Source organism: Sediminitomix flava (assembly GCF_003149185.1).
Classification (GTDB): domain Bacteria; phylum Bacteroidota; class Bacteroidia; order Cytophagales; family Flammeovirgaceae; genus Sediminitomix; species Sediminitomix flava.
Map to the genome: position 1 here is coordinate 1,321,400 of NZ_QGDO01000001.1, position 25,754 is coordinate 1,347,153.

The following is a 25,754-nucleotide window of genomic DNA, read 5'->3' on the forward strand; positions in this document are numbered from 1 at the left end:
AAGGCTCAAGACTCACCTTGTTTTATCATTAATTTCTAAGGGCAAAGGTAATTATAAATATTTGATATTTACGAAATAAAATAATTATAATTCCAATAGATAAGTTACTAGGTTTACATTCTTATTTGTAAGATTCAATTTCTTACGAATTCGTGTTCTTGCCACCTCAATACTTTTTACACTCTGATGAGTAATTGCTGAAATTTCTTTGCTACTCATATTCAACTTCAAGAAAGTACATATCTTAATTTCACCAGGCGAAAGGTCGGGAGCACACTCTTTCAGTTTTAAATAATAGTCTTCGTGCACTTGTTGGAAACGAAGCTCAAATTCATTCCACACATCGTCATTCGTACCGTCTTGAAGATCAAATATGATTTTCTGAATCATCTTATGATTTTCAGGTTTCATCTTGTTTTTCAAATTCAACAAACGCTCAGACACATTGCTGAGTAATTCATTTTTCTTCAATAAAAACAACACAGACGAAGCTAACTCTTTATTCTTCACATCTAGATCTTGCTTCTTCAACTCCAGATCTTTTTCTAAACTTTCTTTAGCGAGTTGAATACGCTTATTTCTACTTCGGGCAAGTCTGTAGTACAAAACAGAAATAATACACCCTAAAGTTAAGATGGAAATAATCAAACCATATCGTAACTCCTTTTTCTGAACTTCCGCTGCTTGAATTTCTCTCTCTTTTTCAAACTCATAAGTGATCTGTAGCTCTGTTTGCTTACGAATTGAGCTTTCATTGAGTAAAGTATCGCTTAAAGTCTTGTACTTTTTAAACGCATCCAATGATTCTTTGTACAGCCCTTTCTTTTCATAAATTTTAGAAAGCTCTACTAATGCTTCTGCTTCAGTTGGCTCTGCTCCTGCTTTTTTAGCCAATGGAATGGCCTTCTCAATGCTTTCTAATGCTTTATTTAATGAATCTACCTGAAAATAATAGGATGCGAAATAATTGTAAGACTTCGCCATTCCATTCAGATCATTGATTTTCTGACGATGAAAAAGTGATAATCTTAGGTATTCTCTAGCCTTTGCGGTGTCTTTTAATTTAAGAGAAAGATAGCCCAAATTATTATAGATACTTCCTAAATTCTGATGATCTTCAATCAACTCGGCTTCCTTTACTCCTTTCAAATAATATTCGAAAGCTTGCTCATTTTCATCTTTTACTTCATAAATATTCCCGATACTATTGTACAAGGTATGCACTTTACCATGTCCTGTTGACTTTCCTTCTACTTCAGTATTATGGTGTAAATACAAAGCTTTATGGTAGTACTCTAATGCTTCATCCAATTCTTTCATCTGAAAAAATAAAACACCAAGATTATGATAAAGAGGGAATAAGCTATTCGGCTCATTTATCTCTTCTAAAATCTTAAGACTCTTCAAATAGCTACTTAAGGACTCATCCAGATTACCAATAAACAAAAGGGCATCTCCTAACTTCAAATAGCTTTTTCCTATCAAGTCTTGATCATTTGATTTTTTTGCTAGTTCTAAAGCTTGAATAGAATAATCGTATGATTTCCTAAGGTCATCAGCCCAATAATAGCCCGAAATTTCCCACAAAGAACTTACTCTTTCCTGTACACTTTCGGCATGAGAAAGCTGTGCAAACAAACTATCTTTTTTGAGTTGGTCTTGACCAAATAATACTTGTGGTAATAAAGCTAATGTGAGTAAGAGTAATCGTGACATGCGAAGCTATTTGAAAGTTTAATTATCAAAAATAGCAAATATTACTTAATTATTAATGTTTGTTTTTTCACTAAGTACCTTATTGAATTCCAATAATTCAACATTTGTAGTTAAACCAATATAACTACTGTACAAAAAAGAATAGCTCTCACCATTAAATTGTAAGAGCTATTCCATTATTCAATAAGAAAATGTGTTAGTAGCAAACATATACTTCAGTACAAATAGTCGCATAGAATTTATCTGCATTCAAAACGTAAGTCATTTCACCTATATCAAATAAGATATAAGGATATTCTTCACTTTTTAAAGTATGAAATTCTTTGAGCTGATCTTCATTTAACGTAAACCCATCAGCGATAAAAGTTACCTCAGGATAATAGTCTTCAGACTTAGAAAGTGTACCGATACGAAGGCTTAGCACAGTTTCCTCCTCATGATTAAACTTAAATCCATTAACAGAAACACTTTTACCATCTAAAGAAGACACTACATACTCAGGACTACTTACCGTTGCATTGATTACATCTTCCTCAGTACATGAAAAAAGAACAAGCGACACTAAAACAAAAAATAACTTACGCATTTCTATAAAAAATTAATCTTCTAAAAAAATATATTACCCTATTTCTGAAATAGCCTAATCAAACAATATTCAAGCATATTTTTATTAAAACTCATTCAGTGTTAGGAGGTCTAAAAATAATTATAAAAACTCATATTATTTATAATTACACTATTGAAATATAACCTATAAAGTCACCCTTCCTCTAATCCCTAAATACCACAATGAATTATCTGATGGATTGAATGTGGGTTGATTAATAAATTGAATACTTGGTGTCAGTTCTAAATGAGCTGTAAAATTGATTCGATAAAAGACTTCTGCTGTTATTTGATCTTTGGTACCAGAAATATTTGGTCTATTCCAACTGAAACTCGTTCCAAGAATATCATAATTCAAGAATCGGTATCCGTGTCCAATCTGAATATCGGCATCATAAAATGCATTTTCCCCATTTCCATCTGAAATACCAAATCTGACATACGGAATGAAACGTTCCTTAAAAAACCAATGTGCACTAAGTGCTACGCCTTGTCCTGATTTTATCCTTGAGCCGCTATTATTTGTATAAGCATCAGAGTGCCAATAAGTCAACGCTACTTTCTTAAAAAAACGTTCTCCAAAAGAAGGCACAAAACCTACCTCAACGGCTTTCCAAAACTTCCCATTATCAATTTGATCTCCGAAGTTCAAGAATTCGCCATCTTCAAAAAGGTCGCCTCTCACATCTGATAAGCCTGCCATAATATAGATTTTTTCGGTAGGCCTATAACTAAGAACAAGACCTAATCCTTGATCTGGCCAATTCACTGTCCCACTCACCGACGAACCATATCCTATAAAATGCTGCCAAGGAACAATCAAGCCGTGAAAGTTGAAGTAGTTCGTAACATCAACCTTTCCAATCACAAAATGAAATCGATTATCGAACAAAGCTTGTTGGTAGTTCAATTCAATCATTCGGATACTGTAATCTCGAAAACCTGTAGCTGGCAAACCATAATACCCCGATTCGTTCAAACCATGAAACATTGGAGCAGCGTGATCTGAACCTCTATACGAATCCCGATGATTCATCTTGATAAATAACTTCCCTGTATTTTTGCCTTTCTTTCGATTTACGACATTCCAACCAGCTTGAATGTCTAATATCCCACTAGCTGCGGTACTTGTATTTTCTGAAGAAATTGTCTCTGTGGCATAGATGAGAAGCGAAGTGTAATTTATTCCAAACTCAATGCCTGTTTGTTTCGCTAACCGTTCCTTGAAATCATACCAAAACTTTGTATGCTTTACAGGAATTCTATTCTCAAATCGTGGTGCATTATCTACTTCCAATTGAGCACCTACCGTCTTGGGTCCTCCAAAACCTTCATTATTGATGTAAGAATCTATAGAATCGTTTTGCCCTTGAACACTGAAATACTGGATGAGTAGAAAAAGCGTACATATACAACTAGGTAATCGTAGCATTTTGATGAAATCTAATGTCGTTTATGAATTGGGATCGTATGAAAAAGTCATTGCAACACTAGGTTTACAATGACTTCTTTAAATTTTTAGTACATATTCTTTAAGACCTTTCCATCTTGGATAAGTACTTTGATATTTTCATTGGGTATCACATTTTCGATATCCTCTAAAGGGCTTTTTTCCCAAATGATTACATCGGCATAAGCTCCCTTTTCAATTACTCCTAATGGTCCTTCTCGATAAGGATTTCTTGCAGGTCCAGACATTGCTAACACTTTACCAGCATTGTAAGTCACATGTTGCAAAATCTCCCAAGGTTTCCAACCAAAGTTCTTTTCTACCGTGATATTTTGTTTGGCATTTGGTGTATTTTCTGCAAACATATCAGAGCCACTCACAATGAAAACACCGTACTTTTTAGCCCACTCAATCATTTGCTTGGCTCCTTCATACACTTGTGTTGCCTTTCTCACCTGTTCTGGCGAAAACCAAGGAATTTGACTCGCTTCGGCAAACTGTACAGTGGATACATAACCTTGCAAACTCAAAACGATATTTTCATCAGCCATTCTTTTTACTGTCTTTTCTGACATTAAAAAACCATGCTCTACACATTTCACACCTGCATCTATCGCACGATTGATCGCATCATCATGATAGGCATGTATGGTTGCATAGGTTCTGTTATCTTCTGAGATTTGAACAATCATTTTCATTTCATCAAAAGTATATTCTGTGATTTCTAATGGGTCAAATTCACTCGCCACACCACCACTTGCCATTATTTTTGCATAAGCAGCTCCATGTCTGTAGTTCCATCTGGCATGTTTAATGATCTCGTCTATACCATCGGCTGTTGCCAAATTCATTGTTCGATGAGGTTGATTTTTCTCTCCCGGAAGCTCATTCCACGGACCTGCATCGCCATGACCTCCTGTAGAACTAAAAGCTGGCCCAGAAGACCAAATACGAGGTCCTCTCATCACTTTATTTTTAACTGCTTTTGCTATACTTAATGAGTTTCCTGCAATATCTCTGATAGAGGTAAAGCCCATATCCAAAAGCATATTCATATCTTTATATGCCCATGCACCAATAGCAAACGCATCATAATCTTGAGAACCTGTATAAAAGGCTTTTGGCCCATTGAGCATGATATGTGTGTGCATATCAATCAATCCTGGTGTAAGCGTACCTCCTTTTCCATCAATCACCTCAGCATTTTCGGGGGCTTTTAATCCTGTTCCAATCTCCTCAAACAGGTTATTTTTAATCAAAACATCTTGTTTGACTACTTTATCATCTGCACCACTCCAAACATTCACATTGGTGATGAGCACATAAGTATCTTCCTTTTTCTTTTCTTGTGCCAAAAGGCTTGTTGCCATGACAAAACAACTCAGAAGTGTAAGTAATTGAACTTGTCTTAAAGCTTTCATTTTATGGGTTAAAATTAAATATGTGTATTTGAGTTATGGTTTATTCTGTTTTCTGATTTGACTGCGCTTCACCTTCTATCCAAGCTATAAATAGTTTGAACCCTAAAGACAATACAATTGCACCTGTAAATAGCCCCAAGAAACCTGATAATATAAAGCCCCCAATCGCTCCTAAGAAAATGATGAGCATGGGCACAGGAGCCCCTTTTCCTAAAAAGATAGGTTTTAAAACATTATCTGAAAGTGTGGCTATAAATATGATGACAGTCCAGATTGTAGCATAAGTAGCTGTTTGGGTAGAGAATAAATAGATGATTACCCCTAAAGCGACCAATCCAGGACCAATTTGAATGATACTGAGAATAAGACAGACCAATGCCCAAAGCCCTGCAAAAGGAATTTTAGCAAATAAGAAAATGACGCCGAGTAAGGTAGATTGAATAAACGCGACACCTATAATTCCTTTGGTGACATTTCCGATCGTAACTTCCGCTAGTCTAGTAAACTCTTCACTTTGCTTTTCCCCCACTAGCTTTCCAAAGAATTTTTGGGTAAAACTTTGCGTCCCTTTAGTAGCTAACAAACCTCCAGCTATCACAATAGAGATGATAAAAAGCAATACACTTTTCCCTACTCCCAAAGCCTGATTCAGCATCCATTTCCCTAAAGCAGCCAATTGATCTTCGTACTTTTTAAGGACTGCATCTAAGTTTTCGTGTCCATCCAACCACAACTTATATAAGTCCTTTCCTACAAGAGGCCAATCTGCTATACTTTCTTGTGGAGGAGGCAAATGAAGTGATTTGTCTTGTAGTGCTTGCCCTAACACCTTAAAGCTTTCTACTAAAGAACTCACTAAAAAAAAGGACGGAATAATAAGTATCGCGATAAAAAAAAGGACCAACAGCGTCGCACTCAATTTATTACTTGCACCAAGCTTCTTCTGAAACAAGTGATAAATCGGAGCTATGGCCACCGCTATGATAATCCCCCAAATAACTGCCGTTGAAAAGGGAAGTAAAATAAGTAAGCACCATATCAATAACAGAAAGAGTACTCCTACTCTTAAACTAACCTCAATCGTAAGTTTTGTGATTTCATTGATCTTCTGATCCTCCATAGCTGTAACCGTTTATCTCAGTATAAATTTTGAGATTCGTATTTAGCTTTCTGACTGAAATTTTCAATAATTCTTACACTCGAAATAAATCAATAGAAATAGAGTGATTAAACACTATCCAAATAAGTCACTTACCTAAATAGTTGATAACTACACCTCCTTTGCTTACTTTGGCGATACTTAAGGTAAATATGAAATGAATAAATTAACAACACAGCACAATTACATCAGTGCTCTTACTCCTTTGAGAGGTATTGCGGCACTATGGGTCGTTATATTCCATATTGATGTATCGATTTATTACCGAGACCTTGGAGCTTTGGTCTCTAGAGATGCTACAGGCATTTTATCAAAAGGTTATCTATGGGTTGATTTTTTCTTCCTTCTAAGCGGTTTTATCATTTGCCATGTTTATGGTCAGAAATTGATCGAGAATTGGAATTTCAAGACAATCAAATCCTTCTTATGGAGTCGATTTAGTCGGCTTTATCCTCTCCACTTTTTCACCTTAGTCATCCTTATCATTGGTGTTTGGATAACGCCAAAGTACTTTCCTAATGTGATTGATGGGAGTTGGGTCACCTACTTTTCGCCTCAAGCCTTGCCTATCCAATTTAGTATGATCAATGCCATGAACCTTTATCATTTCCTTTCTTGGAATATGCCTTCGTGGTCTATTGGAGCAGAATGGTGGACCTATACAATTGCGGTTTTCATCATCCCCTTGCTTTATCGAAAAAATACAAGAATCATTCTTCTATCGTCAATACTTGCGATTATAGCTCTTGGTAGTTTGGTCTATTTACATCCTAATCAGAATTTAGATATAACTTGGGATTATGGCTTTTTGAGATGTCTATTTGAATTTATCATTGGTATTAATATTTATCAGTTTTATCAAAAGGAACTAGGAAAAGCTATTCTAAAACTAGACTTTATTATCCCTCTTCTTTTTGTACTGATCATACTTACTTTCCACTATCAATTACCCGATCTGATCAACATTCCAATTTTCATCTTACTGATTTTAGCTGCGGCTTATAACCAGAGAAAAGTACGAGCTATATTGGAACGCCCTGTCTTTAGGTTCTTAGGAGATATCTCATACTCTATGTATCTGGTACATGGAATCTGGTTCTTTGTCTTTTGGTTTATTTTTCCACACTGGAAACAAGCGGAAAACATAAATACCCTTTCGATACCTCAAAGGTTAATTTATACACTATTGTTTTTGAGTCTTACCATTCTTTCTTCAGCATTTACCTATTACTTCATTGAAATCAAAGCAAGAAAAAAATTGAGAAGAATGTATTGATAAATAAAAAAGCGACCTCCTTTACGGGAAGTCGCTTTATATATTTTATAGAAGTTATAATTATCTTCTTTCTCTTTGCTTATCTTTTGCTTTCGTTGTCTTTAAAACATCTTTGATGTCTTTACGGATATTATCCTCATAAGCAACAATCCAAGCATCTTTCACCCCCATTTCTCTCATATACTTCTTGAAAGCATCTGCTTCTTCATAATCTCTGAAGTTAGCGATTGTGTATTTCTTTACACCATCTTTATCTTCAACCCAGAAACTTCCTTGATCTTGGTATTTTGAAAGGTTTTTATTTCTGAAAGCACCTACTTGCACTTTATAAACGATACCTGTATCCCAGTTATCTCCAGCAGAAACAGAAGCTTTTGCCTCATCTTGTGCCTTTGCTAACTTAGCTCTAAGATCAGATAAATCAGAATCTTTAGATTTAACTTGAGTCTCTAGTTGAGAGTTCTTTTTCTCAAGATTAGAAATCTCAGACTTTAAGCCAGAAACTTGTCCTTTCAAGCTGTTAAGCTCTTCAGTCATATCTCTCAACTTAAGTGGGTCCATTGATTTCAATTTCTTCTTCCACTTTTTAATTTCTGCTTTTTTCTCTTTTTTGGATTGAGAGTAAGCTGTCGTCGAAGTAAAAGCAACCCCAACAAATAGAGTCAAAACAATTAGTATATGTTTCATGGTTCTAGTTATTTTCTAATTTTATAACTGAAAATATAGTGTATTCTTTATGAAAAATATAATTATTGAAATAATTATTCCTTGTCTTCCTTGACATAGCTAAAAAAATAACGAACAGACATCCATTATCATATCTAATAAGGTAAGTATTTCCAAAAAGGAAAAGGCCAGTTTATCTAGCCTTCTCAGCTTCCTTATCCTCTTCTTCCTTAATGAAATTACCTTTTAAGACATATTGTTCAAGCCATGAATTTGTAATCTCTCCCTTGATATATTTCTCAATCATCAAACGAGCGATAGGCGCTGCCCAAGTACCTCCAAAACCTGCATTCTCAACATAAACTGCAATTGCAATCTTAGGGTTATCAGCAGGTGCAAAAGCCATAAAAATGGAATGGTCTTCTCCATGAGGGTTTTGTGCTGTACCTGTTTTACCAGCTACTTTTATATCTGACATATAAGCCAATCGAGCGGTACCAATTTCTGGTACTTTAGACATCGCTCTAGCGATATAATCTATATAATCTGATTGTACCGATACTTTTTTCTTTTCTTTAAAACGGTCTAATACCTCATTTTCCTCTCCAATTCCTTTGATCAAATGAGGAGTATAATAATAACCTCTATTGGCAATAATTGCCCCTAAATTGGCTAATTGTAAAGGGGCTGAAAGAATCTCTCCTTGCCCAATACTGATAGAATAGACATTACTAATTTTCCACAGGTCATGTTTATATGCTCTCGTATAGAAGTCAGGACCAGGTACTAAACCTGCCTTTTCATAAGGTAAGTCGATTCCCAATCGTGTTCCTAACCCGAATTCATTGACATAAGACTTCCATTTATCTAAACCAAAATGTAAGTCTTCTTTCCAACCTTCTTTTTCATCTTGTAATACAATTTTACGCATGGCCTTGTAGTACCACGGATTACAAGAATGAATGATAGAACCTCCAACTGTAAGCGGTGATGGGTGATGGTGACATCCTACTCTTTCTCCTGAACATGGTAACCTTGTGTAGACAGTATCAATTACACCTTCTTGCAAGCCCATCATTGCCATAATGGTCTTGAAAGTTGACCCAGGAGGATACATAGACTGCATCGATCTATCAAAAAGTGGCTTATTCGTATCTCTAAGCAGCTTTACATAATTTCTGGATACCTTCTTTCCCTTTCCTGTCAAAAGATTAGGGTCATAAGTCGGTGCAGAAATCATCGTTAAGACTTCTCCTGTAGCAGGTTCAATAGCCACAACAGCTCCTTTTTTGTTCTGCATCAGAAGTTCGCCATATTTCTGAAGGTCAAGGTCTATGGTTGAGGTAAGATTCTGCCCAACAACAGGAAGAGTATCTAAAGCACCATCCATGTACTTCCCTTTTTCAAGCCCTTTTACATTGGTAATGACGTGCTTCACTCCTCGCTGTCCTCTAAGGTATTCTTCGTAATATTTTTCAAGACCATTTTTACCAATCATATCTCCCGAATGGTAATAGCCTGTTGTATCTTTATCTAAGAATGCTCTATCCACCTCTTTTACATAGCCCAGTACATTCGCCAAGTTCGTGTGAGGATACTCTCTGATGGTACGAGGTACTCCGTATAAACCTTTATAACGAAGAAGTTTATCCGCCATTAAAGCATATTCATCTTTGTTTAAGTGCGGAATAAATACGGTAGGTCTGTAATACGGACTAGCACTTTTGAGCATCTTACGAAGCTCTTCATTACTTTCAATATTGAGCAACTTACGGAATGCTAAAGTATCATCAATTTCCAACTGATTTCTAACCACCATTAGGTCAAAAACAGGCGTGTTATTGACCAATATCTGACCATTTCTGTCAAAAATAAGGCCTCTAGGCGGGTGGACTACTTTCTTTGCCACCATGTTGGTTTCTGCTTTTGTCTTCCAACCAGCTTCAAAAACCTGGATGTTGAGCAATCGGATTGAAAATATCAAAACGATAATTCCAAAAGCAATAATAATCTGTATCGATCTTGAATTCATGTACTAAAGTCTCCCAAAGATAATAGAGTGATTCCTCTTGATTTGCGTAGAACCTCTCTTAACAAAGTTTGTTTTTATGAATAACACTTTTAAGAAGAAATTAATCTTCAAGAGCATTCGTTAGGAAGCTTCCCTTCGTTAATAACCAAAGAAGGAAAAACACGATTCCTGTAATTAAATAATATTGATAGTAATCTTTTGTATTTACATACTTTCGCTCTTTGATCTCTGATTTTTCATACTCATCAATTCGAGCAAATACACGTTCTAGAGAGTTTTTACTTGTGGCACGGAAAAATTCTCCTTGACCAATTTGAGCCATTTCTCTGAGTGTAGATTCATCCAAACTAGACTCTACATAGCGAGTCTGCCCGAACATATCCTTTCCGTAAGGCACTCGCCCTTCTTTACCCACTCCAATCGAATAGATTTTAATTCCATAGGCATAAGCCAATTCAGCTGCTGTGGTCGGGTTCAAGCTACCTGCCGTATTTTCTCCATCAGAAAGAAGAATAATCACTTTCGATTTTGCCGTAGACTCTCGCATACGGTTTGTAGCTACAGCCAAAGCACTTCCGATGGCAGTACCACTCTTCTCAATCATACTGAAATCAATATCATTGATCAGATTTTTCAACAATGAATAATCGGTAGTGAGCGGTGCATAAGAAACGGCTTCTCCTGAGAAAATCACGATACCAATGCGGTCTTGAAAACGTCCTTCGATAAACTCATTCGCTACTTCTTTTGCAGCTTCCATACGATTGGGACGGAAATCCTCAATTTTCATGGAATGAGAAATATCTAGGGCAAGCATGATATCAATACCTTCTGTCCATCGATCTACATGCTCATCGGTCGTTTGTGGACGAGCCAAAGCAACAAGGAAAAACACAAAGGCTAAACCCAAAAATACAGGAGGCAAGTAGCGCAAAAGACTTACTTTACTAAACTCTACGGCTCCTTCGGGCAATGCAATATCTAAACGTTGTCTGAACTTGTAGAACAACAACCAACGCAATACAAATAGAAATGGAACAAGAGGAATAAGGAATAAAACCCATCCGAACTCCCAAGTGTAAGAAGATAACTGCGAAGGTGAAAGCCAGCCAAAATTAATTTCTGCTAATGTCAAATTATCCATTTTTCACCTCCTCTATTTTCTTTTCATATGATTTCTGTGCGTATTCTTTCAAGAATGAAATGTTTTGTTGCATCTGATCGTCTACCATGTTGGCATAAATGGCACGGTCAAATGTTTTCAAAGGCGTATCCAATTTTTCATTTGGCAATACCGCCTGAATCTCTTTCGTGGTGTAACTCTGTAATGGCAAGTCAATCATTTGCCCTGTGTAGGTTTTCCAAATACCTAATAAGTGCTCTAATTTTGGTGCATCATAAGGTGCAGTTGCATAATTCTCAAAACTAGAATTGAACTTGATATTTTGCTTCTTGAGTTTCTTAAGCTGTAACACTCTTTTGATTTTGCCACCAAAGACAAATACCACAATCACCAACGCGATAAATACCAGTCCTAAGAAGATCAATAAATAAGGATAGTTAAATTCCTCATTTACCTTAGCGAGATTAGTATTTTCCACCAATTGCGGTTGCTCTCCTTGTTGCAGATCAGAAGCTAAACTTTTGACTAAGAAGATGCCGTCTTTTTCAGGGAAAATTGGTTCTTTTTTCCCATTTTCCTGCATGACAAACACAGGAACAGTCAACTCTTGAATGGAATCCATTTCAAAAGTCATCAAAGTATAAACAACACTATCCTTACTCGTTGTGCTATCTGACTGTGTAGGAAAATATTGTCTGCTGATATATTCAAAAGGTGCAAAGCTATGTTTTTCACCTGGGAAGATCACTTCTTCATCAGAAGGGTGTGTATATGTCAGTACATATTTTATTTCTTGACCTACACGTACTTCTTCTCCTAAAAATCGCCCATACGGATTTTCCGACTGTGCCATCAATAGAGCGGGAAACAGAAAAAGAAAAGTCGCGATCAGTCCATTCACATATCTTCTCATTACTTTCTGATTTTGTTTCTAAATTTAAATAAGCGAATGAGTTTGGGTACATAATCTTCTTGGGTGTTGATATGTACGTAACTACTGTTATTTCGAATACATAGGTTTTTCAATTCCGTGCGGTTGCCCTCATAGTATTTGTCAAGCACACCTTTGAACTCCGAAGAAGATGTATTTACCCAAATGGTACGTCCACTTTCTTTGTCGTACAATGGTACAATACCTACTTTCGGGAACTTGGTTTCACGCTCATCGGAAATATGTACCACGACAAGGTCATGCTTTCGAGCTATAGATTTAAGGTTTCTCTCATAGCCTTCATCAATGAAATCGGAAATAACCACAATCAAACTTTTACGCTTGATCATAGACAATGCCATTCCCATCGCTTTGCTCAAGTTGGTCTTTGTAGAACTTGGTTCAAGCTTAAAAATATCATTGATGATTTCATAGGCATGTTTAATTCCCTTGCCTGGTTTTATATATTTTTCTTTTTGGTCTGAGTAACAAACAACCCCTACCGAACTGTCTTCACGGATTGCAGAAAGCGATAATACGCCACAGATTTCTTTGGCAATATCCAACTTCTGACTATTTGGCTTCCCGATCTTCTGAGAAGCACTGACATCAAGAATAAAAAATACGTTTTGTTCTTTCTCCTCCTTGAAAGTTTTAATATAAGCACCGTGTCCTTTGGCAGAAGCATGCCAATCAATATGTCTAATATCATCTCCATATTGATACAGGCGCACATCATCAAACTCCAAACCCGAACCCTTAAATACAGAGTGGTAATTTCCCTGCATTTGAGAATTGATCGCTTTTCGAATTCTGATTTCGTACTTTCTTAATTTACTGACAAGCTCTTTCATAGCAATTAAAATGGCCCTACTTATTCATTCAAATTTAACTTTCATGGACTATACTCAACAGCGAACTTTTTGATTTAACACAATTTAACCGCAGGGAATAAATTGTACTTCTGCTGTTATTTCTAACTTCGGGACGGATTCGATAATTTTGTATTATGAAAAGGATATTGTTTGCTCTAAGTATAAGTTTCATGCTTACCGCTTGTGATTCAAAGCCTGAAGCTCCTGAAGATATTTTGCCAGAAGATAAAATGAAGGCAATTTTGATAGATATGCACTTAGCTGAAGCTAGCGTATCTGTACAAAACCAAGCACCAGCAAAAGGAACTGCCCTTTATGAAAAACTGGAAAAAGAAATTTTTGTCACTCACGCTGTAGACTCTGCTGTGTTTAACAAAAGTCAACAATACTATCTTGAGAATGACCTTGAGGCAATGCAAAGCATTTACAAGCAAGTGACCGATTCATTGAAATCAAGACAAGAAGAAGCTGAAGCATTGAAAAGCAAAAAGAAAAAATAATTTGCTATTTTTGCAGCAGGAAATACAAGAAAGCTCCACAATTACGGTGGAGCTTTTTTGTTGGATGGGCTTTCATCCGAACCAGATTAAGACATCTACTGCTTTATAAAGATAAATGGCTATGGACATCAAGTTACCTAAAAAGTTTGAAGAGCGATTGCGAGGACAATTGGGCGATGCTGATTTTGATAAATTTCAAGACGCATTTTCCAATTTGCCTGCGGTTTCATTACGTGTTAATCCACTGAAACCTACCGATCAGTTTGAGGAAGAAAAAGATGTACCTTGGTGTCCGGGAGGGAAATACCTTCCAAAACGACCATTGTTCGCAAAAGATCCGCTCATTTTTGCGGGTGGTTATTATGTGCAAGAGGCTTCTTCCATGTTCTTGTCAGAAGCACTTCGCCAACATGCTCCGCTAGATGAGGATATCAGAGTATTGGATCTTTGCGCTGCTCCTGGAGGAAAAAGTACGCTTATCGCTTCTTTGCTCTCAGAGAATAGTATGTTAGTTTCTAATGAGCTAATGCCAAAACGTCTCCCTGCCTTACAAGAAAATATCACACGTTGGGGAAATTCAAATAGCTTTATTACCCACAATGAAGCATCACATTTTCTTCCGCTTAAAGATTTCTTTGATGTGATTGTGGTGGATGCGCCATGCTCTGGAGAGGGAATGTTCCGTAAAGACCCGAAAGCCGTAGAAATGTGGTCTCCAGGTTTGATCAATACTTGTTCAAATATCCAAGAAGATATCTTAGGAGACATCATTCAATGTTTGAAACCTGGTGGTATTTTGGTTTACAGTACTTGTACTTTTGCTCCTCAAGAAAATGAGGAAAAACTACAATGGTTAGCCGAAAGTGGTGCTGTTGAACCGCTTCGAATGGAATTACAAGAAGATTGGAATGTAACTGAACTGAAAGTAGACACTGTAGATAATGACTACTTTGGTTACCGTTTTATCTTCCACAAAACAAGAGGCGAAGGCTTGTTCTTGAGTGTATTCAGAAAACACGGAAATCGACAAGCGGCTCAAAAGCCGAAGCTTTCGAAAAAGAGACTTAAAAATCTAAAAGCAGAAAACCGTAAATACATCGGGAAGTATGCAGATTGGGTAAAAGATCATGAGAAATACGAATACGTGATCGAAGATGATGCAGTATGGGCTGTTCCTGTAGAAGTATTTGATAGCTATAGAATGCTTCAGACTGCCGTAAATGTGAAGAACAAAGGGATTGAACTTGGTCGTATGATCAAGGATAAATTACAACCTGCTCATCACTTGGCGATGAGTAAAATCTTCTCCGATAAAATACCTGTCTTCGACCTCAATTACGAAGATGCAATTTTGTATTTGAGAAAACAGGAATTAAAAATTGATACCAACGGTAAAAAAGGTTGGGCTTTAGTTCGCTACGGTCAGCACATTCTAGGTTGGATCAAAATCCTTCCGAATCGTATCAATAACTACTACCCTTCAGAAATGCGATTACGAAAAGAATTTTAATCGGAATCATCAGAAAAACCTCAGCTATTTTTATAAAAATGGCTGAGGTTATTTTTTTAGAAATAAGAGACCTGCCCTTTAGCCCCTCCTAGTCTAGTCAGCTCAAATAGAATATAAAAACACAAAAAGTAGAATATATTTTAAATTATGATTTGAATTTTGTAAAATTAAGATTCAAACTCAAAACATGCGTAACCTCGAATATTCAGATAGAGTAAGAATTGAAAAGTGCCTTAACCTAGGTCTTTCGGTAAAACGGATTGCTAAAATCATTGGTTTTGCCCCTTCTTCTATATATCGAGAAATTAAACGAAATACCTTTAAAAATACGAGCTATAAAGCCAAACGTGCACACCGACTTTACATAGCTAGGAAGAAGCGTGTAGGCAGTATGCGTAAACATTTGATCACTAAGACAAAAAGGAAATATCCGTTTGTTTTGATCAGAGACCGAAGAGAAATTCTTTGGTTTTCAGATACGCGATTAGGTAGAAATAAACAAAGAAGAAAATCAAGATTAAAAGGCATCCGTTTTCGTTCTTACCGCCCCCGACTTGGCTACAAAAAATACTTATACATGAGTGATTATGCTTTATATCTCTTTTTGGAAAAACATGAAGGAGTAAAGCTCAAAAAACTCAAAGTTGATGTTGGTTTCTACTACTACTTCAAGCGAAACCCTATCTTGCCTCCTCATAAAACAATCCTCTTTAGAAACCCCAAGAAAATACGGACTTGGGTTGCCTAACTATACCCCTTACTTTCTTAGCCAAAGGAGTTTAGCTACAATTTTCATTCAGAGTCTTTCTTTCCTAACTAATCAGTCTTATTCATCGCTTTCCTAAACCTAAAAATTCAGCTTAAAACTCCCATCCTCATTTCGAGTTGCATTTGCTCACGAAACAAGTGCTAAAGCAATAGAAATAAAAAAAGCCCCTTAAAAAGGAGCTTCTTTACAGTAAAATAAATTTTACCGATTCAATTATCTGATTAGAGTATTATGTACTATTGATGATGTGTTCTTTTTTTGATTGATAAATAGGCTTAATCCACCTATATAGTTAGTAATTAATAGTTGTGATGTACCTGTAAATTCTATGAAGTCTAAACCTACTTATGTCGTGAAATTTGTAAAAATGGGAAACAAGCCTGCCCCTATAAATTGTAACAGGCTTGTATCAGTCATTTTATTGACAAACAACTTCTCCTAAAGCTGCGGTATGATCCAAAGCAGTTGTAGGAACAGGGTATCCATCAATATATTCTACTGTCTCTGTGGCGAAATCAAATTCATCATATTGGAATACATATTCAGAATAAAATGCATCAGGAAGTGTAACATTCAAAAATGTATTAATCGAACACATATCTAAAGTTGGCTCTACTACATGCTTTGATAATTTCACGTGAACTGCAGCCGTTCCTTCTGTATATGGATTAAAGTCTCCTGAAATTGAGGCCATATCTAATTTAGAGAATGCATCTGCATTTGAAAATGCTACTGAAGTATTCAATACGTCTATCCCCACAAATCCTTTCGTCCACTCACCAAATCCACCAATAGTCAAACTATAAGCGTTGTCAAAATCATTATTGTTGTATGTTTGCACGTAAAGATCACCTTCTTTCAAGCCTTCAAAAGCACTTAATACGGCTCCTGATTCAGCTAATGATCTAGGCTTCAATGTGATTTTTGCACCTTCTACATTATTAAAGCCTTCAAGTAGCTCTAATCCATCAAAACCTTGTAAGGTAATATTTTTATACGTTACACTTGAACCGAATCCAATTCCAAAACCGCCACTCATTACCCCTACTGCCTCAAGTGACTCAAAAGCTAAAAGACTTGTTACAGATGGAAGCGTAATTGTAATATCTCCTCCAATAGTTGTTACATCATTGAAAGTTTCTAAAGCGGTAAGTTCACCTGTATAACCTTCAAAAATAAAGTTGAATTCTTCTCCAACTGTTTTTAAAACATCAAATTCAACTGTAGTTAGAGAAGGATTATTATACAAAGTAAATGAACCACCTACCTCTTCAAGAGCTGGAGCTAAAAGCTCTGTCATAGGTACTAAATGCTCAACCCAAAGGTCTCCTTTTACAGCATAGAGAGATGCTAAATTATATATACCATCTTTGTCCGTAATTGCAGCATCTGGCTCATATCCCGCCATTTCATTTTTAAGTATTAATGATGCTTCAACCACTGTTAAGCTTGGGAGTTCTACACTCGCCAACAATGTATTGTCTTCCAACTCAAAGTTGTTTGACACCCCAATCAAGGAAGGTAGACTCAAAGAAGTCATGGCTGCATTCTCTTTAATAGAAAGCATGCCTACTGTTTTCAAAGCAGCCAAGTCTAAAGCTTCCAAAGCTGTACCATTAACACTAAGACTTCCAGAAATCACCTCAATACTTTGAAGCTTTGCTAAATCATCAGCATTTCTGATAACGACATTCCCCATTACAACAACATTCCCCTCTGTCATACTTTCATATGCAACATCTGAATTCAAGCTACCCCAATAAATAGCATTTTCTTCATTCTGCATTCTATCTGTCAGATCAGACAATTCACCTGTCAAATCTGAATTAGCACTTTCAAGATCTGCAATTTGCTGCTCCAAAGCGGCAATTGCGGCTGCCATAGCAGCTTCTTGAGACTCTTCCAACTCACCTACTTGCTCTTGCAAATCTTTTAGGTCAGCCTTTAGTGCATCCAACTCATCACTATTACAGGCTACTAGACCAAGTAAAGCAGCTCCGATAACATAGTTTTTTAAGCGCATAATTGTATTGGTTTATAAGTAAAAAATGATTAAAAAATATATAAATGAGAGAGGAGGTTTACCTCCTCTCAGCATACTGTGCATTGTTTATTGGACTACAATTCTCTCAACACCAATAGGCCCTTCTGCTGTACTTACTCTCACTAGGTAAATACCCGATGAAAGACCACTGATTTCATAGTCAAACCTTTGCTCATCTGTGTCTGTCAACACTTGTTCATAGCTTCTCAAAATCTGACCTTCAATACTGATAATTTCTACCTTAGCAATACCTCTCGCTTCTGTATGGAAAGTCATTGTAACTTCACCGTCATCAATTAAAGTAGGTTCGACTACAAAGGATGAAGGGGATGCTGATGAGGTATCATCTGAACTCCCATCTGAGTAAACATAGACTACTAAATAAGTGTATGTAAAGCCATTTTCACTTCCATCATCTGCTAAGAAATACACGACTCCAACACCTGCACTTTTAGGAATAATTGCGACTTCCTCACCTCCATAAGCTACGTCTAGAATTTCTGGTGTATCATTTACAGCTCCATACTGAAGTGCATCGCCATCTTCATCATAAAAAATATCAGCCACCTTTACAGTATAAGCAATAGGTTGCTCCAAGGTCATGTTAATCGCCCAAGGATCAATCGTTAAAGGTGCTCTGTTTGCATTCCAGACCTTAACCTTGATCGGGTGAATGGTTTCATTTCCATGTACATCTTTGATACTTACTTTTACTTCTTGCTCTCCTTGGTCGTCATAACTTGGTTTTAAAGTAAGCTTTGCTTGATTAGAAGCACTTTGTTCAATTGTTGCAAAAGTAGAGTCTGCTAGTTCAAAGGTGATTTCATCTCCTTCTGGGTCTTCTGCCAAAAGGTGAACTACCTTTGTTTCATTTTCCTTGACGTTAACCGCTTCACCGTATTGGTCTGGTGAATAAGTAACTTCAGGTGCGCCATTCAGTGTCATTACATAATTTACCTGACTAGTCCCGTTTAATGGATCATCAGAAACGATGGTCGCATAACCTATATTCAAACCATTAGCCATTCTACTTCCTAAAAGACTAGCTGAAATCGTTTGACTATCACCTGGCTCTATCACACCTTCTACCGGATCAAGCTCCAACCAACTTGCTTGGAATGACAAAGCTCTCATTTTCCACACAAAATCTATAGCCTCATCATATGCAGAATGTTCTGGATCTCCAGAGAACCAATCACTAGGTTCTCCCTCTACCATAGGTTGAATCGAAAGAAAATTTCTTGCGAGTACCTCTTCATCTGAAATATCATCATATGCGGCAGAAGCAAACTCTAGATGAGTGATTACCAAATAAAAATCTTCATTACCTGCTATACTCACAGCTTCACTTAACTCCAAAGTCATCCAGTTCAAACTTCCTATGTTCAATTCTGAAGTAGAAGAATTAATATCTTCACGATAGATTAAGTTTCCATCGTCTGGCCACTCTCCTGATGTATCATAAATTTCAACTCTGATAGGTGCATGCTCAGAATACCTCACCATTGCTTTTACATGACTTATCGTAAAACCATATGATGGTGCAGTCATTCTTACAGCTGTTCGAATTGGGATACTACTCAAGTTTGAATAAGACAGATGCGATGTTTCAGCTACATCATAATGTAATGAGTCGAAACTACTCTTTTGATCTACACTATCTTCTTCTGCCAATTGACTGACTGATGATCTTGCAGTGTTACTTTGCGTACTTGCATTACTTACAAATTCATAACCAGCTCTTACCAAATAAGTAAGCGGGTATGCTCCATTATTTTCTATCACAAAATCATGACTCAATGTATCCTTTGTTGTCAAATGGTCTGTGTAATCTTCTGAAACCACATTCATTACAGGAGGAGAAACAACTGAGGCTTTAACAAATAATTCTACTTGACCATTATTTGAAGTCTCCAATACGAGTTTGTCAGCATAAGTCTTTACTTCTTCTGTTTTAAACTCTAGCTCAAAAGCGTGTTTTTCACCAAGGCCGATACTTATCGGTGATAGCAATTCGCCATTTGATCTAAAAGTAAGTCTAGTTTCATTTAAATATAGACGAGCATCTGGTAAGGCTGGTAAAACGATTTGATCTATCGTTACGACCTCAGTACCTTGATTTGATACCTCAAAAGTCTGCTTATATCTCAACGATTGTCTCTCCAAGAAAAATACATCTCCATAGTTCAACGAATCTTCCGAGACCTCCATAGACGCTATTCCTGTTACATTGAAGGTCATTTCCTTTTCAATCTCAGGTACGAGTGTACTATTGGTTTTTACTAATAATGTATCCAAATAAGTTCCACTAGCTAAACGTTCTGCATCAAGTACAAAGTCGTGTGTATTAGACTGATTCCCTGCCAAAACAACATCAATTGCAGGAGTCAAAACAATCGCTTGATAGTCATTAAATGGAGTCTTAAACAGCTCAGACCAATCGTGTCCTGGTCTTCCTAAGTCTACGATATCTTTTCCATTGATGTGCTTCAGACCATACCAAGTTTCTCCATCATAATTGTCTACCAACTCATATTGGAATTTGATCTGACCATTTTTATGAAGAATAGCCTGAAATGTTGCATAACCTGGCATTCCTGGATACTGATTAACAACTCGTTTCCACTCTACAATTAGACGTTCTTCATCTGCTTGTAAATAAATACCTGACTCTGTATCTGCATCGTTATTTTTCCAGTAAGACCATAACGGTGCTACCACTCCTTTTGTACCATCGTCTTCACGGAACGGGCCGTATTGAGGGTCAGAAGAAACTTCTGGTTCTACGGTTGTCAAATATCCATTCTCACATACCCAAATTTCGTTTGTTTCTTGTCCGTAAAAGTTAAACGTGAAAGGAATTTCTACTTTCTTATAACCATCAGTTGGCACAGTCAGTAGATTTTCATTTTTAGCAATTTCTATCCATTCATACCTAACTTGAGCATCTTCATGAGAATCACGGAAAGTGTACGTATTCACTCCCAAACCATCAGTACTAAAACGGGTCAATGGAGAAGGGTAAACGGTATATTCCATTTCCGTAGATGAAATATTTTCTACGGTCAATCGTCCAGTCTTTGTTTCAGCTGTTGTCAAATCAAAACTTGATGTTTCTAAGCTTACTACTGGCTCTGGTGTAGGAATTGACTTCGCTGTAATATCAATGCTTTGTTGGCCTACATCTGTTATAATTTGCCAGGTCTCAGTGAAATTTTCGACCGTGTTTGCGGCATAAATTACTTGAATGTATTTCTTCTCTTTTGCTTCTACAGTAAATGGTACTGCTACATTCACATCAAAGGCTGTAGGGTTTGCATGTAACTGTGTAACTTCAAATGCCTTTGTTCCTGTATTTTCGATGAAGAAGAAGGCTGTATCTTGCTTTCCGATCATTACCGAATCAATCAGTAAGTCTTCTCCAACATCTACCAACTCTGCAAAACCATTTACTGTCAAATCAACCACTACTTGTTCAAAGCCTTTTTGAGTGTTTGTTTCCATAAAGATGAAATCTCTATGTTTCCCATCAAATAACTCATAAGTACTTGGGTCTAGCGTAGCTGTAATTGTTTTACTCTCGCTTGGTTGGAGAATAAATTCATCATCTGAAACTGCTGAGACAAACGGTAAAGCTGTTTCACGTACAAAACGGTAAGATGTATGTGATGCTATCGAACGTCCGGCATCACGCTCTTGTAAGGTATAACCAACAGTCCCTTCCAAATTTTGGAAACCAACCAAAGCACTATCCGCTAATGAGTTTTCTTGCAGTTCATCATACCTAAACTCAATTGCTCCATCTTTGAACAATACGACCTGAGCGGTAACACGTCCTTCTTCTTCATCCCTTAAATTCCCCTTCACATTGTGATACTGTACAATAAATCGGTTACCCAAATTGGCACAATACGCATCTGCCTCACTCGGAATTTTCCAAAGGTAATCCTCTGTTAACTGCATAAAGTCTTCTAAGACTGAGATTGTTCCTAGTCCACCTCCTTCAGCAGGGTATCTATTTATGTTTTCTCTTTCCCATTCATATCTTGGTTCTGTAAAAGCACTAAAATAAATACGTCCTCTTGAGTTAATATTCACATAAGAGAATATGTCATTGAAATAAGGGAAATCAAAACCCAAAGGCATTTCCTGTGTATAAGCATTCAGTACGGAGTCGCGAAGAGAAATACCAAAAGCAGAAATATCTTCAAAGGCACCCGCATTACTGTGATCTTCAGTATAAGTGATTCGCTTATTTGTAGATGAATAATCCATTGGGAAACTCACATTCATCGGTATCGCCCCGTCATTTGAGATTGTGAAATCAACTGTAGTCGTTTCATTCTCGTTTACACTTGCACTGATCATACTAGGTGCTAATGTCGCGATTGGAGGGTCTGTAACTGCGGCCTTAAAAAATACCATTAAGTCCCCAACGTTCGTTTTAATGTAAGCCTCTTTATCAAAAACACCACTTTCAGAAGGAGTTATTGTCACTTCTAATTCAGTGTAAAGATTAGGCTCAACAACTGCCGTATCTCTATTAGCTACTGTTGATAATATTTCTGAGTGAACTGATTCTAGCCCATAAATTTCCAAGTCTGCTAGACCTGAATTTTCAACTCTTACTTTTACTGTATTTGCTACAGCAGTATACAAAGAACCTACAGATTGATTCGGTTCATATTTAGCTTCGGCTACCTGTCCCGTCACATTGACATCGACCATTACTGCCCCAATCGGAAAGTTAGCATCGTTGGTATAAATAGCTGCAGCTGTGGCATGTCCTCCGTCCTTTAAGTTTGTAGCATCTACCACCAAACGAACATTTTCACTGCTTCCTCCTGCTACTTCACCCGAGATTGGATCTATATACAAATAAGTAGCATCTTCACCTGTACTTGCTACCCTTACTTTAGGAATGAGGTAACCACCCAGCGGTAATTCAATACTTGAATATTGGTAAGTACGACCTCCATCATGCGAAGTATAGAAATTACCACCTGGAAAGGCCCCTGTTCGAATGGTTGCCAAATATGTTTCTGGCTCTTTTGGATGGTGGATTTTTACCCAAATAATATCATTACTCTCTAGCTCTATCGGTTTTGCCAAAGACATTTTATGCCAAGCCCATCCGTCAGTGAGTGCTGAACGAGGGTAATATGGCTGCGCATAAATTGTTTCTAAGTCTACTGGCTCATCTCCACCCTTACAAATTTCGATGATGAAAGGATCTTTCATATCCTTCTCTACCCACATTACAGCTTCTACATGTGTCAGTGGAAAACGGTAATCCAATGGAATTTGGAAACGAGTAGCAGAAGAAAAACCTATATTTTTAGAACTCTCATAAACCGCAAAATCATAATAATTATTGTCGTATTCATTATCATGAAGCAAGCCTGCTACATATTCAGTTTGGTCAATTAATGTATCTGTTTTTATCTCCGAAGCTGAAACAGATATACCACCAACTGAACCTACTTCATTGGAAGTATTTGCATATCCGATCTGACCGTTGACATCAAACACCCCAGCAAAGTTTAGCTCTGAGTGTCCTACATTCAATGTTTTAAGTCGAGGACCATTTTCATAGAGACTTAATACTTCTTCTTCTGTTTCGTCCTCTTCTTCTTCCTCAATCAGTTCTTCAGCTATAATTTCACCTAAGTTTTCAACAGATGAAGCCCATTGTAAAGCTGCTTCTCCTGAGTTCGTAATGGTTACAAATTCTTCATGAATTTTCTGGCTTGTTACATCTATATCTAAAGTGATATTTTTAGGAGAAAATGAGAAATGTGGCTCATCTAAAGTCGTCGCATTTACATAAGAAATACTGTTTTTATTTCCCCAACGGTCAACGGCCTGAATGGCAAAATAGTATTCTGTTTGTTTTCTCAATCCACCAATAGACAAGATGGCTTCTTCTCCTGCTAAAATTGTATTCTGAATTTCATAAGGAGGTACAAGATCTAGGTATTCATCAATGATTTCCTCATTGCTCAACCATAAGTTGTAGTAAGAAGGACTCTCATCATCTTCATCCGTTGGTACTGTCCAAACTAAGTCTAATGATGTATGATAGATATTTTCAATCCTGAAATCTGTAAAGTCAGTTGGAGGAATTTTCGCATCATTTTGTAAAGCTGCTCTAGCATTCAAAATACCAACTCCCATCAAACCATTATAATAAGGATTCATATCTGAAGAGAATGGTGTAGCACTCTCCATCAAACGATTCATCAGATCTTCTGGCGTAATATTATCTGCTGGATACTCACTCAAAATAAGCGCAGCAACCCCCGAAACATGCGGACAAGCCATAGAAGTACCCTGCATATATGCGTACTCATTCCCTGGAACAGTACTCAATACCCCACCTATTTCAGCAAAATTTACTTGATCGCCACCAGGGGCTGCAATCTCTGTCCAAGTACCATGATTGGAATATGGAGCTGGCAAATTACTAGGCCCTAATGAAGTTACAGCCATTACATTTTCAAATGCTGCTGGATAATGTAATTCATTTTGGCCATTATTACCTGCCGCAAAAATGGCTAAACCGCCTACCATTGGAGAATTTGGAAAATCTTCTTCATTCCCTGCCTCAGCTCTAAAGTAAGCAATAGCATCTTGTACATCTTGCTCAAAATGACCTGGAGAGGTATATCCCCATGAACTTTGAGCTATTACAGCACCATTGTCCGCAGCATAAACATAAGCGGCTGCAGCTCCCCCACTACTTCCTGATTCTTCAAAAATCTGACAGGACATCAAACTAACACCAGAACTATCTGCTCCATTACCTCCTGCTACTCCTGCTACTCCAATGCCATTATTATTTACTGCTCCTACGGTTCCAGCTACGTGTGTACCATGAGAAGCACCTGTTACCTGTCCATTCGATTTGAAATTGTAACCATGGAAATCATCTACATAACCATTTCCATCATCATCAACACCTTCTTCACCGTTCAATTCTGCCTCATTCATCCAAAGGTTGTCTTTCAAATCTTCGTGGGCTACATCAATTCCTCCATCTACAATGGCTACAATTACTTTTGGTGAACCTGTTTGAATTTCCCAAGCAGCCTCCAAGTCAATATCTGCGTCATTTTCTCCCACACGAAGTCCGTCATTTTCGTAATGCCACTGATCTGCAAGCATCGGGTCATTGAATGTTTCAGCAGTAAGAGTACTTGCTGTATTCAATGTTTTTGCTTTCACATAGGTAATAGCAGAAGTACTATTTGGTAATACTTTTTTATAGATTGGCTTGGCTACATCCACCCCACTCAAAGCACTATAAGCCTCTACAACTTCCATAGGGTCTTGCTCAGTACTAAACTGTACTTCGTACCAAAGGTGTAAACCATGTTTGCGGTGTTTGGCTTCGTGCTTTGCTGAAAATGGAAAAACACGTTTAAAAATAGTGATATTGAACTGTTGGCTAACCGACTCAAATGCCACATCATTTACTGACGCAAAAGATGACTCGGATGAAGTTCTTGCCGAACTCATCACGGAGAGCTTTTCACTCTCAAATTCCTGCTTAAACTTGATGCGTACCTTTCCAAGTTCCACATCATCTAAGCTTTGGGCTTGTACTCCTGTAAAACTCAAGAGTAGAAATGCCACTAAACTATATATTTTTGTTTTTGCGTTCATCTTCTGAG

16 protein-coding genes are annotated in these 25,754 nt (G+C 37.1%); 4 read left to right on the plus strand and 12 right to left on the minus strand.

Annotated features, from left to right (window positions below; genetic code table 11):
- Window positions 1-84: 84 nt before the first annotated feature.
- The 5 genes from BC781_RS05040 to BC781_RS05060 all read right to left on the minus strand — a co-directional run bounded on the left by BC781_RS05040 (window position 85) and on the right by BC781_RS05060 (window position 6,313).
- Window positions 85-1,716, minus strand: a complete 1,632-nt coding sequence (locus tag BC781_RS05040; RefSeq protein ID WP_109616128.1) for a tetratricopeptide repeat protein — start codon at window positions 1,714-1,716, stop codon at window positions 85-87.
- 196 nt (window positions 1,717-1,912) lie between these two features.
- Window positions 1,913-2,302: a hypothetical protein gene (locus BC781_RS05045; RefSeq protein ID WP_109616129.1), complete on the minus strand. Its 390-nt coding sequence runs from the start codon at window positions 2,300-2,302 to the stop codon at window positions 1,913-1,915.
- 165 nt (window positions 2,303-2,467) lie between these two features.
- Window positions 2,468-3,754, minus strand: coding sequence for a carbohydrate porin (locus BC781_RS05050; RefSeq protein ID WP_109616130.1), 1,287 nt, complete (start codon window positions 3,752-3,754; stop codon window positions 2,468-2,470).
- An 86-nt stretch (window positions 3,755-3,840) separates the two neighbouring features.
- Complete coding sequence (locus BC781_RS05055) at window positions 3,841-5,193, minus strand: amidohydrolase family protein (protein ID WP_109616131.1); 1,353 nt, start codon at window positions 5,191-5,193, stop codon at window positions 3,841-3,843.
- A 40-nt stretch (window positions 5,194-5,233) separates the two neighbouring features.
- Window positions 5,234-6,313: an AI-2E family transporter gene (locus BC781_RS05060; protein ID WP_109616132.1), complete on the minus strand. Its 1,080-nt coding sequence runs from the start codon at window positions 6,311-6,313 to the stop codon at window positions 5,234-5,236.
- A 196-nt stretch (window positions 6,314-6,509) separates the two neighbouring features.
- Here BC781_RS05060 and BC781_RS05065 point away from each other — a divergent pair, with 196 nt between their 5' ends.
- On the plus strand, window positions 6,510-7,628 hold the full coding sequence (locus BC781_RS05065; protein ID WP_109616133.1) for an acyltransferase family protein: 1,119 nt from the start codon (window positions 6,510-6,512) through the stop codon (window positions 7,626-7,628).
- Window positions 7,629-7,688: 60 nt separating this feature from the next.
- Here the strand turns inward: BC781_RS05065 and BC781_RS05070 are convergent, their stop codons facing one another.
- The 5 genes from BC781_RS05070 to BC781_RS05090 all read right to left on the minus strand — a co-directional run bounded on the left by BC781_RS05070 (window position 7,689) and on the right by BC781_RS05090 (window position 13,234).
- On the minus strand, window positions 7,689-8,315 hold the full coding sequence (locus BC781_RS05070; protein ID WP_211323667.1) for an SPOR domain-containing protein: 627 nt from the start codon (window positions 8,313-8,315) through the stop codon (window positions 7,689-7,691).
- Window positions 8,316-8,487: 172 nt separating this feature from the next.
- Window positions 8,488-10,326: a penicillin-binding protein 2 gene (gene mrdA / locus BC781_RS05075; protein ID WP_109616134.1), complete on the minus strand. Its 1,839-nt coding sequence runs from the start codon at window positions 10,324-10,326 to the stop codon at window positions 8,488-8,490.
- Window positions 10,327-10,426: 100 nt separating this feature from the next.
- The gene (locus BC781_RS05080) at window positions 10,427-11,470 is read right to left on the minus strand and encodes a vWA domain-containing protein (RefSeq protein ID WP_109616135.1); all 1,044 of its coding nucleotides are present in this window, start codon (window positions 11,468-11,470) and stop codon (window positions 10,427-10,429) included.
- Window positions 11,463-12,362, minus strand: a complete 900-nt coding sequence (locus BC781_RS05085; RefSeq protein WP_109616136.1) for a hypothetical protein — start codon at window positions 12,360-12,362, stop codon at window positions 11,463-11,465. Before BC781_RS05085 ends, BC781_RS05080 begins: the two co-directional genes overlap by 8 nt.
- Window positions 12,362-13,234: a DUF58 domain-containing protein gene (locus BC781_RS05090; protein WP_109616137.1), complete on the minus strand. Its 873-nt coding sequence runs from the start codon at window positions 13,232-13,234 to the stop codon at window positions 12,362-12,364. The genes BC781_RS05085 and BC781_RS05090 overlap by 1 nt, the downstream gene beginning before the upstream one ends.
- Before the next feature lie 155 nt (window positions 13,235-13,389).
- Here BC781_RS05090 and BC781_RS05095 point away from each other — a divergent pair, with 155 nt between their 5' ends.
- The 3 genes from BC781_RS05095 (at window position 13,390) to BC781_RS05105 (ending at window position 16,013) form a co-directional block, all read left to right on the plus strand.
- The gene (locus BC781_RS05095) at window positions 13,390-13,755 is read left to right on the plus strand and encodes a DUF4296 domain-containing protein (RefSeq protein WP_109616138.1); all 366 of its coding nucleotides are present in this window, start codon (window positions 13,390-13,392) and stop codon (window positions 13,753-13,755) included.
- Window positions 13,756-13,876: 121 nt separating this feature from the next.
- Complete coding sequence (locus BC781_RS05100) at window positions 13,877-15,265, plus strand: methyltransferase RsmF C-terminal domain-like protein (RefSeq protein ID WP_158281395.1); 1,389 nt, start codon at window positions 13,877-13,879, stop codon at window positions 15,263-15,265.
- A 187-nt stretch (window positions 15,266-15,452) separates the two neighbouring features.
- The gene (locus tag BC781_RS05105) at window positions 15,453-16,013 is read left to right on the plus strand and encodes a helix-turn-helix domain-containing protein (protein ID WP_109616140.1); all 561 of its coding nucleotides are present in this window, start codon (window positions 15,453-15,455) and stop codon (window positions 16,011-16,013) included.
- Between the two features lie 439 nt (window positions 16,014-16,452).
- Here BC781_RS05105 and BC781_RS05110 read toward each other — a convergent pair whose 3' ends face one another.
- Window positions 16,453-18,057, minus strand: coding sequence for a hypothetical protein (locus BC781_RS05110; protein ID WP_109616141.1), 1,605 nt, complete (start codon window positions 18,055-18,057; stop codon window positions 16,453-16,455).
- A gap of 87 nt (window positions 18,058-18,144) precedes the next feature.
- Window positions 18,145-25,746 (minus strand): S8 family serine peptidase, encoded by a 7,602-nt coding sequence (locus BC781_RS05115; protein ID WP_158281396.1) that lies wholly within the window; start codon window positions 25,744-25,746, stop codon window positions 18,145-18,147.
- Window positions 25,747-25,754 lie beyond the last annotated feature (8 nt).